Genomic DNA, 15,528 nt, shown 5'->3' with positions numbered 1-15,528 from the left:
TTTAAATCCCCGCCCTCAGTACCCCCGGCGGCAATGCCGTGCCCTGCTCCGCACAGGCCTTGACCGCAGCAATCAAACCTTCCAGCTCATAACCCTGTGCCTTGAGCCAGTTGTCATCGTAGTAGGTGGTTGCATAACGATCGCCGCCATCACACAAAATCGCCACGATAGATCCACTCTCGCCACTCCCGCTCATCTGTTGTGCGGCAATCAACGCCCCCACCAGATTGGTCCCGCTGGAACCACCCACTCGTCGTCCCAAGCGTTGAGCCAGGTAATGCATGGCCGCCAGCGACAAGGCATCAGGCACCTTGACCATTGCATCGATCACCCGCGGTAAAAACGAGGCCTCGACCCGAGGACGGCCAATGCCTTCGATTCGCGACCCGCAGTCCAGGCGCAGATCGGCATCGCCGGTCTGGTAAAAATCGAAGAACACCGAACGTTCCGCATCGGCGCAAAGCACACGAGTACCGTGCTGGCGATAACGCACATAACGCCCCAGCGTCGCCGTGGTGCCCCCGGTGCCAGGGCTTGAAATCAACCAGCTCGGTTCGGGGTGCCGCTCAAAACGCATCTGCTGAAAGATCGACTCGGCAATGTTGTTGTTAGCCCGCCAGTCTGTGGCCCGCTCGGCATAGGTGAACTGATCCATGAAATGGCCTCCGGTTTCCCGGGCCAGGCGTTCGGACTCTTGCTGAATCTGCGTCGGATCTTCGACCAAATGGCTTTGCCCACCATAAAAGGCAATTTGCTCGATCTTGGCAGGCGATGTACTGGCGGGCATCACGGCAATAAAGGGTAGCCCCAGCAAGCGAGCAAAATAAGCTTCTGACACCGCCGTCGAGCCACTGGACGCCTCAATCACTGCAGCATCCGCCTTCAGCCAGCCATTACACAGGGCATACAGAAACAGCGATCGGGCCAAGCGATGCTTGAGACTGCCCGTGGGGTGGCTCGACTCATCCTTGAAGTACAGCTCGATCCCCGGGAAACCCGGTAACGTCAGTGGAATGAGGTGAGTATCAGCACAACGTTGAAAATCGGCTTCGATTGTCCGTATCGCTTCGCGGGCCCATTGGCGGTCTTGGTTCATGGTGGATTGGCTCATATAGGCAGCATCCCGGCGTTGCCCGGAAGGGAACGTGCAGCGTGCACGCAGTACACATAATAGTTAATCCTAAGATATTTCCTGTAGCGCACACAGGCACAATCACGACTCAATTTGACACATAACTGCTAGGCTTTTAGCCGATGCAAAAGCAGACCATCGCTTATAACAAAAAAGAATATAGTTTTTGTTTTAACAACTAACAGTACAGGTTAGGGTGTTGCACCCTATACCTATTCGATGGAGAGCCACCTTGCCTCTGCGTAGCACTTTCACTCGTTTCTTTCAGTTGGAAGCTGCCAGCGGTCTGTTGTTGATTGCTGCAGCAGCTCTGGCTTTGATCATCAATAACTCGCCACTGTCCCACTATTACGCGGCCTTTCTGGACGTGCCGGTAGCCGTCCAGGTCGGTGCCCTGCAAATCGCCAAACCTTCGCTGCTATGGATCAACGATGGCCTGATGGCCTTGTTCTTCCTGTTGATCGGCCTGGAGGTCAAACGCGAGTTGCTTGACGGCCACTTGTCCAAACCTTCGCAAGTGATACTGCCCGGCGCAGCAGCGATTGGCGGTATGGTGGTGCCAGCACTGATCTACTGGTTCCTTAACAAGGACAACCCGGCAGCCCTCGGCGGCTGGGCCATTCCGATGGCCACTGACATTGCATTCGCACTCGGCGTGCTGGCCTTGCTCGGCAAGCGCGTCCCGGTATCACTGAAGCTGTTTCTCATGACCCTGGCAATCATTGATGACCTGGGTGCGATCATCGTGATTGCCGTGTTCTATTCCAGCGAACTGTCCGGCCTGTCATTGATCCTGGCGGCAGCCTGCCTGATAGCCTTGATCGTGATGAACCGAATGGGCGTCGTGAAAATTGCGCCGTACATGATAATCGGCCTGATTCTCTGGGTCTGCGTGCTCAAGAGCGGTGTACACGCCACACTTGCCGGCGTGACCCTGGCCTTCTGCATTCCATTGCGCACTAAAAACTCCGAGCCGTCGCCTTTGCTGACCATCGAGCATGCCCTGCATCCGTGGGTGGCTTTCGGGATTCTGCCGTTGTTCGCGTTCGCCAATGCCGGTGTCTCACTGGCAGGCGTCAACCTGCACAGCTTCACCCACCACGTACCGATGGGGATTGCGGCAGGCTTGCTGATCGGGAAAACCGTGGGTGTGTTTGGCCTGACCTGGCTCGCGATCAAAACCGGCCTTGCAGCATTGCCGGCAGGCGCAAATTGGGGGCAGGTGTTTGGCGTTGCGATTCTGTGCGGGATCGGCTTCACCATGAGCCTGTTCGTCGGTTCGCTGGCATTTGTCGCGGGCAGCAGCGAGTACGTGGGCATGGACCGCATGGGTATCCTCACCGGCTCGATCCTGGCAGCCTTGATTGGCTATGCGGTAACGGCGTTCTTCAGCCGTAAGCAGCAAACCGCTTAACCGCAACAACGGCCTGCGAGCTGCGGGCTACTGAAAAACAAGAACCCCGGCCAGTGAACACTGGCCGGGGTTTTGTTTTTACAGCAAGGTTTAGTGTGTAACGCGGCTGGTTCCATCAACGGTCATGATGCGAACACGCTCACCCGTACGGAACACTTGATTCGGCTCAACCTGTTGCACATAGGCGCGGGTGCTGCCGTCATCTTCACGTACAGTGATTTCTACGCCCTGGGTCTTGGTCAGACCCGATTCGGCTGCCGAACCCAGCAGACCACCCGCAACCGCGCCGATCACGGCTGTCACGATGCTGCCGCGGCCGCCACCGATTGCACTGCCGCCTACACCGCCAACAATGGCGCCGGTTGCTGCACCGATCGGGGTCTTGGTGCCTTCAATCTGCACCGGACGCAACGAAACGATAGTGCCCATACGAACCGTCTGTACACGACGCGCTTCATCTCGTGAGTAAGTATCGCCGGTCAGGCTGGAGGCACAACCGCCCAACAAGACTGTCATGGTGGAAAAAGCAGCAATTAACAGTACAGATTTACGCATAGGATCAACTCCAAAAGATCAGGTGTTCATTAGACGCCGCCACCGGATGCCTGTCACGATACGGCGCGGATAAATGTCGTCTATTCAGCGCCCGTACAGCTGATTCGAGCTAGACAACCATTTCGAAATTACACAAAGGGTAGCGCGTAAAAGCTGCATGCGCCTCACCCGGTACAGGAATGTCATGGACTATTTCATTATTTTTATCACCACAGCCGCAGGCTTGTATTTTCACGGGTGGCTTTATGTGCGCATCAAGCGCTGGATGGACCGCGACCTGGCGCTGTCATTGGCAGGAAACGATCCTGAGAAGAAAGTCTTTATGCTGCAGCGTCTGGCATTGGCCCGTGCGCACAAAGTAAAACGCCGCGACTTGCAGACTGTGCTGCAAGCCGCGGCGAATGATTATGAGCTCAAGGCGCCAATCGCTCGAGAGCCCAGTCAGTCCCCTCACGTCGATAGTTAAGGCGATCATGCAGGCGACTCGGCCGCCCCTGCCAAAACTCGATCCGGTCGGGTAACAACCGGTAACCGCCCCAATGCTCAGGGCAGTGCGGTTGAGTGTCACTGAAACGCGCTTGAGTGGCTTCTAGCAACTCGGCGAGCTCTTCCCGATCGGCAATCACCTGGCTTTGCGGCGAAGCCCAGGCGCCAATCCGGCTGCCCAAGGGGCGCACCTGGTAGTAAGCATCGGACTCCTGAGGCGTCACCTTGACCACTCGACCTTCGATACGCACCTGGCGCTCGAGCGCAGGCCAGAAAAAGGTCATGGCGGCAAAAGGACGTGCTGCCAATTGTTGCCCTTTGGCGCTGGTGTAGTTGGTGAAAAAGGTAAAACCCTGCTCATCCAGCCCTTTGAGCAAAAGCACCCGGCAATGCGGGCGCCCTTCTGCATCGACCGTCGCCAGGGTCATGGCATTGGCTTCAACAGGCGGTTGTTCGGTTTTGACCGCTTCCTCAAACCACTGACGGAACAGCGCAAAAGGCTCGGCCGGGGCCTGAGCCTCGACCAGCCCGTCACGGGTGTAATCACGGCGCATATCTGCCAGCGCTTGACTCATGACGCAATCCTTCCCTGAATCACTCAGTTCTTGGTCTTGTCGTTAGCAGCGACTTTCTTGCTGGTGTCCGCTTTAGCGACCACTGGCTTTTTAGCGGCTGGCTTGGCGGCCTTTTTGGCAGGCGCTGCTTTTTTGGCAGCAACGGCTTTTTTCTTGGCCGGCGCTTGCTTCTTGGCAATCGTCGGGGCAACAACAGCCGGCTGCACTGCTGCCAGCTCTGCAGGCGACAAAGCCGGCTGGCTGTACCTGCTGACCAACGCCAGCATGGTCGCTTGAGGGGTCATCAGGATTTCGACCCGACGGTTCAGCGCTCGCCCTTCATTACTGTCGTTAGCCGCCCGCGGCATAACAGAACCCATACCACGCAGAGTCAGTCGGTTACTTTGCAAGCCGCTCATGCGGAAAATCGCAGCGACTGATCTGGCACGATCCAGGCTCAGTTTGGTGTTGCCGGCCATGGCGCCCGAAGCGTCGGCATGTCCCAGTACCAGTACGGCGGTTTTCGGATCGCCTTCAACCACTTTAGCCACGCGAGTGAACGGGCCAAGCATGGATGGCATCAACAAATCCGGGCGAGTGGATTTAAACGAACTGTCGGCAGCGGCCACAATCACCAGCAAGCTTTCACGGCGCTCCAGCTGCAAGTTCGTGCCTTTGATCGCCGCACGCAGCCGTGGCTCGTACTCGTCCAGCCAGGCTTGAGTGATTTTTGGATCGGGCATCGGCACGACTTTGGATGCAGTGCTCTTCGAGCCCTTGGCATCGCTACCGAAAGGCCACCACCAGTTTTTCTCAGAGGTTGCACCCGTCGAAGATGCGGCAACGGCGTTGGCGTTCTCAGCCGGGGCATCTTTCTTGGCGCTGTCCGCACCAAAAGGCCACCAGTTAAAGCCGCTGTCCTGGCCTTTGTCTTCTGTAGCCGTGGCTTTAGCCACTGACTCGGTTACGTCTTTATCCTTCGCCGTGGCAGCCGCTTTAGCCACAGGTTTGGTCACTTCCTTATCCTGCACATTGGCCGCCGCTGCAGCGACCTTTTTATCCGCGGGAGTAGACGCCTCGTCAGAGGAGCCCAACTGCCACCATTTGTGGCCGCCCTCGGCGTCATTCTGCGGAGTTTGTGCGCAGCCGGTAATGGCCAGGCATAGAGCCAAAGCGAGGGTCTTATTAGATGACATTGAATATCCACACAATGAATTAAGAATAAAAAGGCACAACGCCCACTAAAAAAGCGTATTGAACGCATAAAAGCTACATGGTTCCGACCTACGGACTACAAATGCCCTGTTAAAGACACTCCGCCAGGCACTTCACCAGTTTTTGCGCACGCGGATCCATTAACACATAAGGACCCAAGGTATTCGTGACGAAACCAAACGCCACGTCGCGCTCAGGGTCAGCAAATCCCACAGAGCCTCCCGCACCCGGGTGACCAAACGCTTTTGCCCCCAAACCGAACGTCGCATTGGGAACATCCGGTTGATCCAGCATGCAGCCTAGCCCATGTCGGGTTTGTGTCAGCAAGGTCTTATCCTGGCCAACACTGTGCTCACGGGTCAGTTGCTCCAGCATTTCGGCCTCGAGTAAACGACCGTCCAGCAAACCGCTATAGAAACCGGCCAGGCTCCGGGCATTGCCATGACCATTGGCTGCCGGCTGCTCCATGCGTCGCCACTCCGGTTTGTTGGTACTGGTCATGATAGACGGCGGGTTGGTAAATGCCCGAGTGCTCATGGCTGCAGGCTCATGCATCATCGTCTTTAACAACCGCTGCGCCGCTGCATCCCCCATGTTGCCTTTGCTGCGGGCAATATGAGCGACCCGGTAAAACTCCTCGTCCGCCAGCCCGACGTGAAAGTCCAGCCCCAGCGGCATGGCGGTGCGCGCCACAATCGACTGCCCTGCACTGCGGCCATCGGCCCGGCGAATCAATTCACCCACCAGCCAGCCATACGTGATCGCGGCATATCCATGCCCCTGCCCCGGCGTCCACCAGGGGGCCTCTGCTGCCAGCGCATCGACCATGGTTTGCCAGTCGTACAACGCAGCAGGCGGCATCAGTTCTCGTAACGCAGGCAAGCCCGCCCGATGGCTCAGCAATTGACGCAGCGTGATGGATTCCTTGCCTGCCGCACCGAACTCAGGCCAATAGCGGGTTACCGGTACATCCAGTTCCAGCTTGCCCTCTTCGACCAACTGCAACGCCGTCACCGCGGTGAAGGTTTTCGTACACGAAAACAGATTGGCAATCGTGTCAGTGTGCCAGGGTTGCTCACCGTCCTTGTCTGCAGTTCCTGCCCAGAGGTCGAGCACCGTTTCGCCGCCAATCTGAATGCACAGAGCCGCACCCCGCTCTTGCGGATCATTGAACAGATCAGCAAATGCCTCGCGTACAGCTTCGAACCTGAGGTCGTGAAAACCCTGAATCTGCACCCCAACCTCCTGGATCAAGCATGGCTTTACAAGGCGTGCATTGTTCCAGTACCTGTAAGATTTTGAAACAGCACAAACAGCACGTTGCGAACATTTTTGCTCTTTGGCCGCGCGCATAGAGACTACCGGCGCAGCCGTCCATTTTTTGTGAAAAGACCAGACTCGACAGCCCCCTTCAAAATCGCCCTCCCCGGATAGGGAAGGGCCCCGCTTAAAGGCGGTGGGTCTACCCGCGAGGATCGGTCGTTCGCCTGGAGGCATTGGAGGGATTGGTCAACGCCTGCGTTGCTACGTGTTAAGGCTCATCCAGCATGACGACGCGCGGCGCAAGTCTTGCGCACAGGAATCCCCTATGCGCCCTTGCGCCCGTTCGAAACTCGCAATGCGATGAAATCCTGCGCTTGCACCCCAAGGCGCACATCCAGCCATAGGGGGTGGCGCCATACCCCAGATCGGCTCCGGGATCCCACCACAACGGCTCAAATGCCACGACCTCGATCATGGCATCCTGGTCGTACATGATCGGCAGCCGGCTTGGCAGGCGCAGCGCAGGAATACCGGCGGTGTGGGCTAACACCTGACAGCGATGAAATGCATCACCGCTGATCGGGGCTTTGTATCAGTGACCTTTGCCCGAGTGTCCACCTGCATGCCCCTGCCCAGAGCGGTCATTGCCGCCCTCGGCAGGAGTGTGACGCGGCGCTTTAAGTGCGCTTTCGGCAGCAATCCGGGCTTTGGCCGCTTCTTGGCTCAATTGGTCAATGGCCTGCAAGTTAGCTTTGCGTACGCTGTCGACAAAGCCGGTGAAAGGCAGGTCAGTGATACCGATCATGCCGAAGTGGCCGTTCTCGCCATCCAGCAAACGCCCGGTCACCGGCTGATCGAGATACTGGAACCAGTGCACGCCGACAATCGAGGGCTGCGCCACCGCCTGCTTCAGGAACTTGGCATAAGCCGGCCCGCGAGCCTCTTCGCTGGCCACTTCGGTTACGCCGCCCCAAAACGGGCCACGGTCGCGGGAGCCAAAGTTGAACTCAGTAATCATCACGGGCTTGTCCAGCTCGCGCAGCTTGGCGAAGTCATAGCCATCCTGCGGCTGCAGGGTATAGAAGTTGAAACTCAGCACATCGCAATATTGTGCGCACGACGCCACCGCTTCCGGGGTACTGACAGCAAAGCGCCCGCCCAACAGCAAATGATTCGGGGCGTGCCATTTCAATGAGTCGAAAATGGTCTTGAAGTAAGCATCGGCAAACACCTTTTGGAAATGCTGATAGTCCGCTTCGATTTCCGGGTGTTCAGGGTTGGGCAATGGCGCTTCGAACCCTGGGTCCTCCATCAGCTCCCAGGCGGGAATATCGACACCCCAGGCCTTGGACAGACCTTGCTGGTTACGGTACTTGTCGCGCAGTTGCTTAAGAAAGGCACGCTTTGCCGGTACATCGGTGGTCATGCGCAACGTGCCATAGGCCAGTGCATAGCGTGATTTCGGATCGTTGCCCGGACCGGCCCATGCCAATTCGTTATCGGCAAAATAGCCGATCAGCCAAGGGTCATCCCGATGATCACGGGCGGCAATTGCCACCGCACGCTCGGTGGCCATGGCAAAGCGCGGGTCGAACGGGTCAGGCATGCCCCCCCACCAATCGGTACCGGTGCTGATGCTGGCGTAATCGCCGACAATCGATAGCGGCAAGGTGTATGGCACGCGGTCATTGAGACCCAGCCCAGGATCGCTCCAGTTGCCGATGGTATTGAAACCCCAGGCTTGCAAGCGATCCAGGGTATGGGTTTGCCAGCGCTTGGCATCAAACGCTTCAGCCGCGCACGGAATACCGGGGGTTGCCCCTTCTGCCGAGCCAGCCGCAGGGCAGGGTTGTCCATAGATGCGCTGCAGGTTTGCACCGTAGAAGTTGTACCAGCGCCCGGCGTTAAAACCTCGACCTTGCGAGGCGCCGTTACCGTTGTTGTGGTCCGATGTACCGTAGTAACCGGCCAGCGGGGCGCCCTCTTTGGGCAAGTCAGTGAACATCCATTCGCGGCCGCCGACGTAGGTCTGGCTGTCGAGGGCCGTCACCGCATTCAGGCCCAGGGAGTAAAACGGGTGACCTTCAGGCGTGACCAGGTTCCAGCGCCCGTTGCGCTTTTCGGTGCGAAAAAAACCGGTGGCATCAAATGCCGGCCCTTTGAGCGATCCACCATAAGTGTCTTGCTCCGCGCGCTTGGCCAGCCAGGCGCTGAGTTGCTTTTGTTCCTGGGCTGCCGCCGCCTTGAGCTGTGCGTCGCTGGAGACCCGCTCGGGCCATTTGGCCCGCGTCGACTGACCGTAACCATCGACGATCGATCCGTATACGGCGTTGATCACGCCCTCACCGTCCTGTACCCCAAAACGTTCCAGCAAAATGCTCTGGGCTGCCGCGGGTTGCGGGATCGACAAGGTCACGGATACCACCTGACTGCGATCGATCTCTCCCTCGCTACCCGCCAGCAGGATGCGCTGACCCTCGACCGTCATGGGCATTGGAGGGCCGGCACGCATGCCCTGTGTACGGGCCGAATTCGCCTGGAGTGGCAGCAACAGCGTTTGCGCCGGCCCTGCGGGCAGGTCGACACGGCTGGTGAGGGTCTTGCCGTCATTGCTTTGCACCGTCACATCAAGCGTGAGCGCCCAGTTCATGGCGTTTTGCAGACGCAGGGTCATCATTCCCGATTGCGACCAGTCCCACACACCGGTCTGCGGGGTTAAACGCAAGCTGGGCGCCGCTGCCGGGTTGAAAGTCACGCGACGCAAAACTTCGCCTTCCGCTGTTTGCTCCGCATTGTATTGCGGCAAGAACGCATCCACCGTCGCCACTTGCACCACATCGGCAGGGCGTACGAAGTTGAACAGCGTTTGTTGACCGGCTGGCCCCGCAAAAACAGGGCTCACGATCATCAATGCAAAAACGGCGGACAAAGAACGGCGAATCATATGGATCTGGTTCTCCCTGACGGCCGATGACGGCCTGTGAGGTGGTAATTGAGAGCTTAGACAGCAAAGCCGGCGCTAACGCCGACTTGCCTCAAGAAATTTCGCGACGGAAAGGCGGCAAGGCATTCAGGATTGCCTTGCCATAGCGCTGGGTGACCAGCCTGCGATCCAGCAGCGTGATCGTGCCGCGGTCCTGCTCGGTGCGCAGCAGACGACCGCAGGCCTGAACCAGCTTAAGCGAAGCATCGGGGACCGAGATTTCCATGAACGGATTACCGCCCCGGGCTTCGATCCATTCAGCCAGCGCCGCTTCGACCGGATCATCAGGGACTGAAAATGGAATCTTGGCGATCACCACGTGCTCACAATAAGCACCGGGCAAGTCCACGCCTTCGGCAAAACTGGCCAGGCCGAACAGCACGCTGGAGTCACCACCATCGACCCGCGCCTTGTGCTTGTTCAGGGTTTCCTGTTTGGACAGGTTGCCCTGGATAAACACTTGCTTGCGCCAGTCACGCTCAAGGCCGTCGAACACGTCCTGCATTTGTTTGCGTGACGAGAACAGCACCAATGTGCCGCGAGATCCTTCTACCAACCCGGGAAGATCACGGATGATGGCCGCGGTGTGAGCCATCGCATCCCGCGGATCGGCCTTGAGGTCAGGCACTCGCAACACGCCGGCGTCGGCGTGATGGAACGGGCTGGGTACAACTGCCGTAACCGCTTTTTTCGGCAGACCTGCACGCATGCGAAAGCGGTCAAACGTCCCGAGGGCGGTTAATGTGGCCGACGTGACCAGCGCGCCGTAGGCCACGTTCCACAAGTTGCGGCGTAACATTTCAGCGGCCAGGATCGGGCTGGCATTGACCTCGATGTCAAACAGCGAGCCGCTTTCGGCCAGTGTCAGCCAGCGGGCCATCGGCGGGTTGTCTTCAGGGTCTTCGACGGTAAAGGCGGTCCACAACTCCCAGTTGCCCTGGGCCCGGGACAACAAGCTGCCAAACAGCGGGTACCATTCTTCAGCCTGATTGCTGGTAATGCCGATATTGACCTCGCCATCCATGCCGTCCTTGAGGATTTCGGTCAGGCGTGTAAACAGATCGGTCAGGCGCGAGAAGCCCTTTTTCAGCTCGGTGCCCATTTCACGCAAGTGATCGGGAATCAACCCGCCGACAAATCGATGGCGCGGGCGTTCACGGCCCTCAGGCTCCTCGCCGACCTTGAAGTCGGCAATTTGCTCACAGGCGCTGAACATGAACTGTTGCTGTGCCTTGATCTCTTTCGCCAACTCCGGCACTTGTTCCAGCAAACGCCCCAGATCTCCCGGCAGCGGGTGCTGTGCCAGCAACTTCGTGAGGTTTTTGGCGGTTTGTTCCAGCCAGTCGGCCGTCGAACGCAAGCGCGTGTAGTGGGCGAAGTGGCCAATAGCTTTGTCGGGCAAATGATGCCCTTCGTCGAACACATACAACGTGTCGCGCGGATCCGGCAGCACGGCTCCGCCTCCCAGCGCCAGATCAGCCAGTACCATGTCGTGGTTGGTGACGATCACGTCCACCTTGCTCATGCCTTCGCGGGCCTTGTAGAAGGCACACTGGCCGAAGTTCGGGCAATGACGGTTGGTGCACTGGCTATGATCCGTCGTCAGACGTGCCCAGTCCTGGTCTTCAAGCGCCTGGGGCCAGCTGTCGCGGTCGCCGTCCCATTTATTGCCGGCCAGCTTCTCGATCATGCTGGTAAACAGTTTTTGGCTGGCTTCATCGACTTCAATCTTGAAGCCTTCCTCCTCGAACAGCTGCGCCGTCGCGGTTTGCGCGTGGCCTTCTTGCAGCAGCATGTCGAGTTTGGACAGGCACATATAACGCCCGCGACCCTTTGCCAGCGCAAAGCTGAAGTTCAGCCCGCTGTTACGCATCAGGTCAGGGAGGTCCTTGTAGACGATTTGTTCCTGCAGCGCGACAGTCGCGGTGGCAATCACCAGGCGCTTGCCCGCGGCTTTTGCCGTTGGAATGGCCGCCAGACTGTAAGCCACCGTTTTACCGGTACCGGTGCCTGCCTCAACGGCGACCACAGCCGGCTCGCCACTGCGATGGCCTTCTTCGTCGGTGTCGATATCGCCCAGCACTTTGGCGACTTCGGCAATCATCAACCGTTGGCCGTAACGCGGCTTGAGGCTCTTGGCTTCGAGAAAACGCGTGTATGCGCCCTGGATCTGGGATTTGAGTTCGTTACTAATCATGGTTCTTCGGGCGCAAGAAACGCTGGATAAATTTTCAGTGGTTCGAATGGCCGCTATCATACCCCGCTAATTCATCCCGCGCCGAACGGAGTACCCCAATGACCGCCTTTGCCCTTACCTACAGCCTGCATGTATTGGCCGCCCTGATCTGGGTGGGGGGTATGTTCTTCGCCTGGATGGTCCTGCGACCCGCCGCCATGACAGCCCTCGAAGGCCCGCAACGCCTCAAGCTATGGGTGGAAGTCTTCAAGCGATTTTTTGTCTGGGTATGGATCGCCGTCGTGATTTTACCGATCAGCGGTGTCGGCCTGCTGCAGTTGCGCTTCAATGGTTTTGAGACCGCCCCGCGCTACGTGCAGATCATGATGGGGTTGTACATCGTGATGGTGGCGCTGTTTATCCGGATTCACTCGCTGCAACTGCCCGAGCTGCGCAAGGCCGTGGAAGCCGGGCAATGGTCAGAAGGTGCTGCGGCCCTGGGCCGGATTCGCCGACTGGTCGGGATCAATTTGATTGTCGGCCTGGTGCTGGTGGCGATTGCCTCGGCACGACCTATGTTTTGATGGCAGCCCTGCCGGGGAATGTCGTAGCGGTATCTGAGCGCCACGACATCTCCAGCACCGATTACAGTCGCTGAATCGTCACTGCGCCCGGCGTACCAGCCTCACCCTGCTGGCCCGCCAGACCAGAGCGCCCGGATTTACCGCCGTCGGCACGGTAAACGATGCAGCCTTTGGATTTGCCGCCGCTCCCTGGGCGACCGGCCGGGCCAGGTTTTCCGCCCGCGCCCCCGTCAACCAGGACAAGAATTTGTTCGGCCGGGTAATCGCGAGGCAGTTCGATCCGGACATGCCCCCCTGCTGCGCCCGTCTGCCCATTACCGCCATCATCACCATCGGCACCTTCACCGGCAGCGCCCCAGGTGCAGCCCGGAGCAACACCGTTGCCGCCATCCAGCCCGGCAAAACCCGGCGCTCCCGTGCCACCACGGGCATCGACGGACAGCTGCGGGGCTTGCAACGACTCGATCCGCAAGCTTAGATCGCGAGCAGGCCGGGCAGCTTTTTCGAAGGTTCCCGGAGCCCCGCGAGCGTTGATCTGACTGCCGTCTTCGAGTTGCGCACGGGCCACCCGCACTTCAATTCCACGCTCGGCAGGCACGATCGTGATACGGGCTTCGTGGCCCAGGTGCAGTTGATCGATGTCGAGCCGGGTCACCCCGGCCGGTATCAACAGCGTGCCATAGTCTGCCACTTCGAGACTTTCCAGCTGCAGGGCACCGGTATTGCCGGGCAAGCGCATCAACGAGTTGGCTTCAACTTTCACGACGTCTGCATGAGCAAACGGACTGCACAGAACAGCGAGCAAACATAACTTACGCATGGTGGATGTCTCGCTCGCGGGAAGTACGAAGGGTTTGTACATGGAACATTCCAAACAAAAGAATGTACAAGCGGTCACGCCAGGGATGCGGGCGGCCTCGCAGGCTGCCATTGAACAGCATGAGCTCAAGCAAATGAGTCAGCGCCAGCAAACATCCAGCCAGGTTAATCAACAAATCGAACGGATTGATCAGCGGTTTGAGCAGATTGGTCAGTACCACGGCCCAGAACAACAGCGTCAGAAGCTTCCCCAGCCCCCAAAAAAACTTCATGCAGCGGCCCCTTTATGTTTTTTCTTTGAGCGCACATTAACGGCTCGCATGACGGGGACGCCAGCGGCCATTAGAAAAATAGCCGCTACCGCACCTCGTCAAAAAAACCAGCGCCTCCCTGGGCGCTGGCAGCATTCACTGTTACAGCGGATTCAACGAATGATTTGAATCTCGGTCCGGCGGTTCTGCGCGCGTCCCTCAGGCGTCTGGTTACTGGCAACCGGGTTCGATTCGCCGCCCCCAGCCACGGAGGCGAATTGACTGCGCGACAGGCCACTGTCGATCAAGTATTCAACCACTGACTGCGCGCGCTCTTTGGACAGTTTCACGTTGTAAGCCTCGCTGCCCACGCTATCGGTATAGCCGGTCACCTTGAGCTGAGCATTGGCCGCGTCTTTTTTCAGACGTGCCGCAATCACATTGAGCTTGTCCTTGTCGGCGGCGGTCAATCTGGCTGAGTTGAACTCAAAGTGCACATCACGCACCACGATGGTTTCTTCCTGAACCACCACGACCTCTTCCGTCACGACCACCGCAACAATCGGGCAGCCCACCGCGTCAACTTTAAGGCCTTTGGGGGTGTCAGGGCACTTGTCGCCGCTGTCCGGGACGCCATCTCCATCCGCATCGCCATCACCATGAACCCAGCAATAGGCCGCTGCCATGCCGGCCCCGAACAATGCCCCGCCGCCTGCCCAGGCAGAGCTTTTTATCGCGCCTAACGCCGCACCTCCTACACCACCGACCGCGGCACAGGTAGGCCAGTCGGTTTTTTGCAAACCGGCACAGCCCGTTAATACGCTCGTAAGAACAACCAAAGGTACCGCTGTTCTGATGATGCTCATAAGGGGATCACTCCTGAGGGTCGGCCGTTGGCCGATGCCATGAAAGTAAAGACGCCCAGAGGGGGATGCGCCAGAAAGCAGCCCTTCGCGTTTGCCCTCTATACAGACAGAACTAGGCTGTCGGGCCGCAGCACGCTAGTCTGGACGCTCTGATTGAGGACTTTCGATGACGCCCGGTATTTCCACACGTACGCCACAACACGCACTGGCTGCACTGCTTGAGCTGTATGCTCCCCAGCGCCTGCTGGTAGTCGGCGCCAGCCACTTTCCTGCACTGGCGGCGTTTCAGAGCGCTCATCCCGATGCGTTGATCGCCCGCACTCCGCCCGGCGTGCTGCCAGCCGATCTGGCGGCGCAACGGTTTGACCTCGCGCTGGTGGTGGACTGCCTGGAACACCTCCCCAAGCGCGCAGGGCTTGAACTGCTGGGCGGGATCCGTAATCTGAATGCCAGCCGCATCGCGGTACTCGCAGATCTGGCCGCTTGCGATTGGAAAGAAACCGACTTTTTCGCACTGGCGCTGCAGAGCAATGAACGCTTTCAGCGCGACGAACAGGTTTTGACCCTGTTCACTTATGATCTGCGGGAGTACAAACAAGTACCCGACTGGTTGAATGCCAGGTTTTGGGCCAATCCGGAAAACTTTGGCAAGTATTGGTGGTAAGCCGATGAGCACATCCATTTGCCCGTGTGGCAGCGGCAATTTGCTGGACGCCTGTTGCGGGCATTATCACGCCGGGCATCCGGCTCCCGGCGCTGAAACGCTGATGCGCTCACGGTACAGCGCATATGTACTGGGCCTGACTGACTATCTGGTTGCAACCACGCTTCCCGTCCAGCAACCGGGCCTGGACCGCCAGTCCATTGCAGACTGGAGCGCTCAAAGCACCTGGCTGGGACTTGAGGTCGAAAGCAGCGAAGTGTTCGGAGGGCAACCCGAACATGCATTTGTGACCTTTACTGCACGCTGGCACGACACCACGGGTGAACACAGCCACCGTGAACGCTCCTCCTTTGTACAAAGCGCAGGACGCTGGTACTTCATCGACCCGACGGTACCGCTTAAAGTCGGACGTAATGATGCCTGCCCGTGTGCCAGCGGTCTTAAATTCAAAAAATGCTGCGCCGGTTTTTTTGGCCAATGAGCCCGATACTCAACGCAACCGTGCAAGCGTGGCCCACGCGCAGCCCCGGCCGCTGGCAGTTTTTTCAGGCCTGGCCTGGTTGGGA

The 15,528-nt window shown here is 58.5% G+C and carries 15 protein-coding genes; 5 read left to right on the top strand and 10 right to left on the bottom strand.

Annotated features, from left to right (window positions below):
- Position 1 precedes the first annotated feature (1 nt).
- Entirely contained in the window at positions 2-1,096 is a 1,095-nt protein-coding gene (locus tag AWM69_RS14670) for a PLP-dependent cysteine synthase family protein (RefSeq protein WP_048378004.1), read from the bottom strand.
- Positions 1,097-1,364: 268 nt separating this feature from the next.
- Between AWM69_RS14670 and nhaA the strand changes: the two genes are divergently transcribed.
- Positions 1,365-2,546, top strand: a complete 1,182-nt coding sequence (gene nhaA / locus AWM69_RS14665; protein WP_048378005.1) for a Na+/H+ antiporter NhaA — start codon at positions 1,365-1,367, stop codon at positions 2,544-2,546.
- A gap of 90 nt (positions 2,547-2,636) precedes the next feature.
- On the opposite strand, the gene AWM69_RS14660 is transcribed toward nhaA, so the two are convergent.
- The gene (locus tag AWM69_RS14660) at positions 2,637-3,101 is read right to left on the bottom strand and encodes a glycine zipper 2TM domain-containing protein (protein ID WP_131652328.1); all 465 of its coding nucleotides are present in this window, start codon (positions 3,099-3,101) and stop codon (positions 2,637-2,639) included.
- Between the two features lie 184 nt (positions 3,102-3,285).
- On the opposite strand from AWM69_RS14660, the gene AWM69_RS14655 reads away from it, so the two are divergent.
- Positions 3,286-3,567 carry a hypothetical protein gene (locus AWM69_RS14655; protein ID WP_131652327.1) on the top strand — a complete coding sequence of 94 codons (282 nt, stop codon included), beginning with the start codon at positions 3,286-3,288 and terminating at the stop codon, positions 3,565-3,567.
- On the opposite strand, the gene pdxH is transcribed toward AWM69_RS14655, so the two are convergent.
- From pdxH to dinG, 5 genes are all read right to left on the bottom strand, one after another.
- A complete protein-coding gene (pdxH, locus tag AWM69_RS14650) occupies positions 3,515-4,162 on the bottom strand; it encodes a pyridoxamine 5'-phosphate oxidase (RefSeq protein ID WP_218727329.1) in 648 nt (215 codons plus the stop codon). The two genes, AWM69_RS14655 and pdxH, sit on opposite strands and share 53 nt — an antisense overlap.
- Before the next feature lie 23 nt (positions 4,163-4,185).
- Positions 4,186-5,337 carry an OmpA family protein gene (locus AWM69_RS14645; RefSeq protein WP_131652325.1) on the bottom strand — a complete coding sequence of 384 codons (1,152 nt, stop codon included), beginning with the start codon at positions 5,335-5,337 and terminating at the stop codon, positions 4,186-4,188.
- A 109-nt stretch (positions 5,338-5,446) separates the two neighbouring features.
- Positions 5,447-6,592 (bottom strand): serine hydrolase domain-containing protein, encoded by a 1,146-nt coding sequence (locus AWM69_RS14640; protein ID WP_218727328.1) that lies wholly within the window; start codon positions 6,590-6,592, stop codon positions 5,447-5,449.
- A 619-nt stretch (positions 6,593-7,211) separates the two neighbouring features.
- On the bottom strand, positions 7,212-9,563 hold the full coding sequence (locus AWM69_RS14630; protein ID WP_218727327.1) for a beta-galactosidase: 2,352 nt from the start codon (positions 9,561-9,563) through the stop codon (positions 7,212-7,214).
- A gap of 91 nt (positions 9,564-9,654) precedes the next feature.
- Entirely contained in the window at positions 9,655-11,799 is a 2,145-nt protein-coding gene (dinG, locus tag AWM69_RS14625) for an ATP-dependent DNA helicase DinG (protein ID WP_048378013.1), read from the bottom strand.
- 98 nt (positions 11,800-11,897) lie between these two features.
- Between dinG and AWM69_RS14620 the strand changes: the two genes are divergently transcribed.
- Entirely contained in the window at positions 11,898-12,362 is a 465-nt protein-coding gene (locus AWM69_RS14620) for a CopD family protein (protein WP_131652322.1), read from the top strand.
- Positions 12,363-12,423: 61 nt separating this feature from the next.
- On the opposite strand, the gene AWM69_RS14615 is transcribed toward AWM69_RS14620, so the two are convergent.
- The 3 genes from AWM69_RS14615 to AWM69_RS14605 form a co-directional block, all read right to left on the bottom strand.
- On the bottom strand, positions 12,424-13,182 hold the full coding sequence (locus tag AWM69_RS14615; protein ID WP_218727326.1) for a collagen-like protein: 759 nt from the start codon (positions 13,180-13,182) through the stop codon (positions 12,424-12,426).
- Complete coding sequence (locus AWM69_RS14610) at positions 13,175-13,453, bottom strand: DUF1145 domain-containing protein (RefSeq protein ID WP_131652321.1); 279 nt, start codon at positions 13,451-13,453, stop codon at positions 13,175-13,177. The genes AWM69_RS14615 and AWM69_RS14610 overlap by 8 nt, the downstream gene beginning before the upstream one ends.
- 152 nt (positions 13,454-13,605) lie before the next feature.
- The gene (locus AWM69_RS14605) at positions 13,606-14,298 is read right to left on the bottom strand and encodes an OmpA family protein (protein WP_131652320.1); all 693 of its coding nucleotides are present in this window, start codon (positions 14,296-14,298) and stop codon (positions 13,606-13,608) included.
- 166 nt (positions 14,299-14,464) lie between these two features.
- Between AWM69_RS14605 and AWM69_RS14600 the strand changes: the two genes are divergently transcribed.
- Entirely contained in the window at positions 14,465-14,962 is a 498-nt protein-coding gene (locus AWM69_RS14600; protein ID WP_218727325.1) for a DUF6231 family protein, read from the top strand.
- A gap of 4 nt (positions 14,963-14,966) precedes the next feature.
- Positions 14,967-15,443 carry a YchJ family protein gene (locus AWM69_RS14595; RefSeq protein ID WP_218727324.1) on the top strand — a complete coding sequence of 159 codons (477 nt, stop codon included), beginning with the start codon at positions 14,967-14,969 and terminating at the stop codon, positions 15,441-15,443.
- Positions 15,444-15,528: the final 85 nt, after the last annotated feature.

Origin of the sequence: Pseudomonas sp. D1HM, from assembly GCF_019266105.1 — a bacterium.
GTDB lineage: Bacteria > Pseudomonadota > Gammaproteobacteria > Pseudomonadales > Pseudomonadaceae > Aquipseudomonas > Aquipseudomonas taetrolens.
The sequence above is the reverse complement of the archived record's forward strand: the minus strand, read 5'-3'. Positions and strand labels throughout refer to the sequence as shown.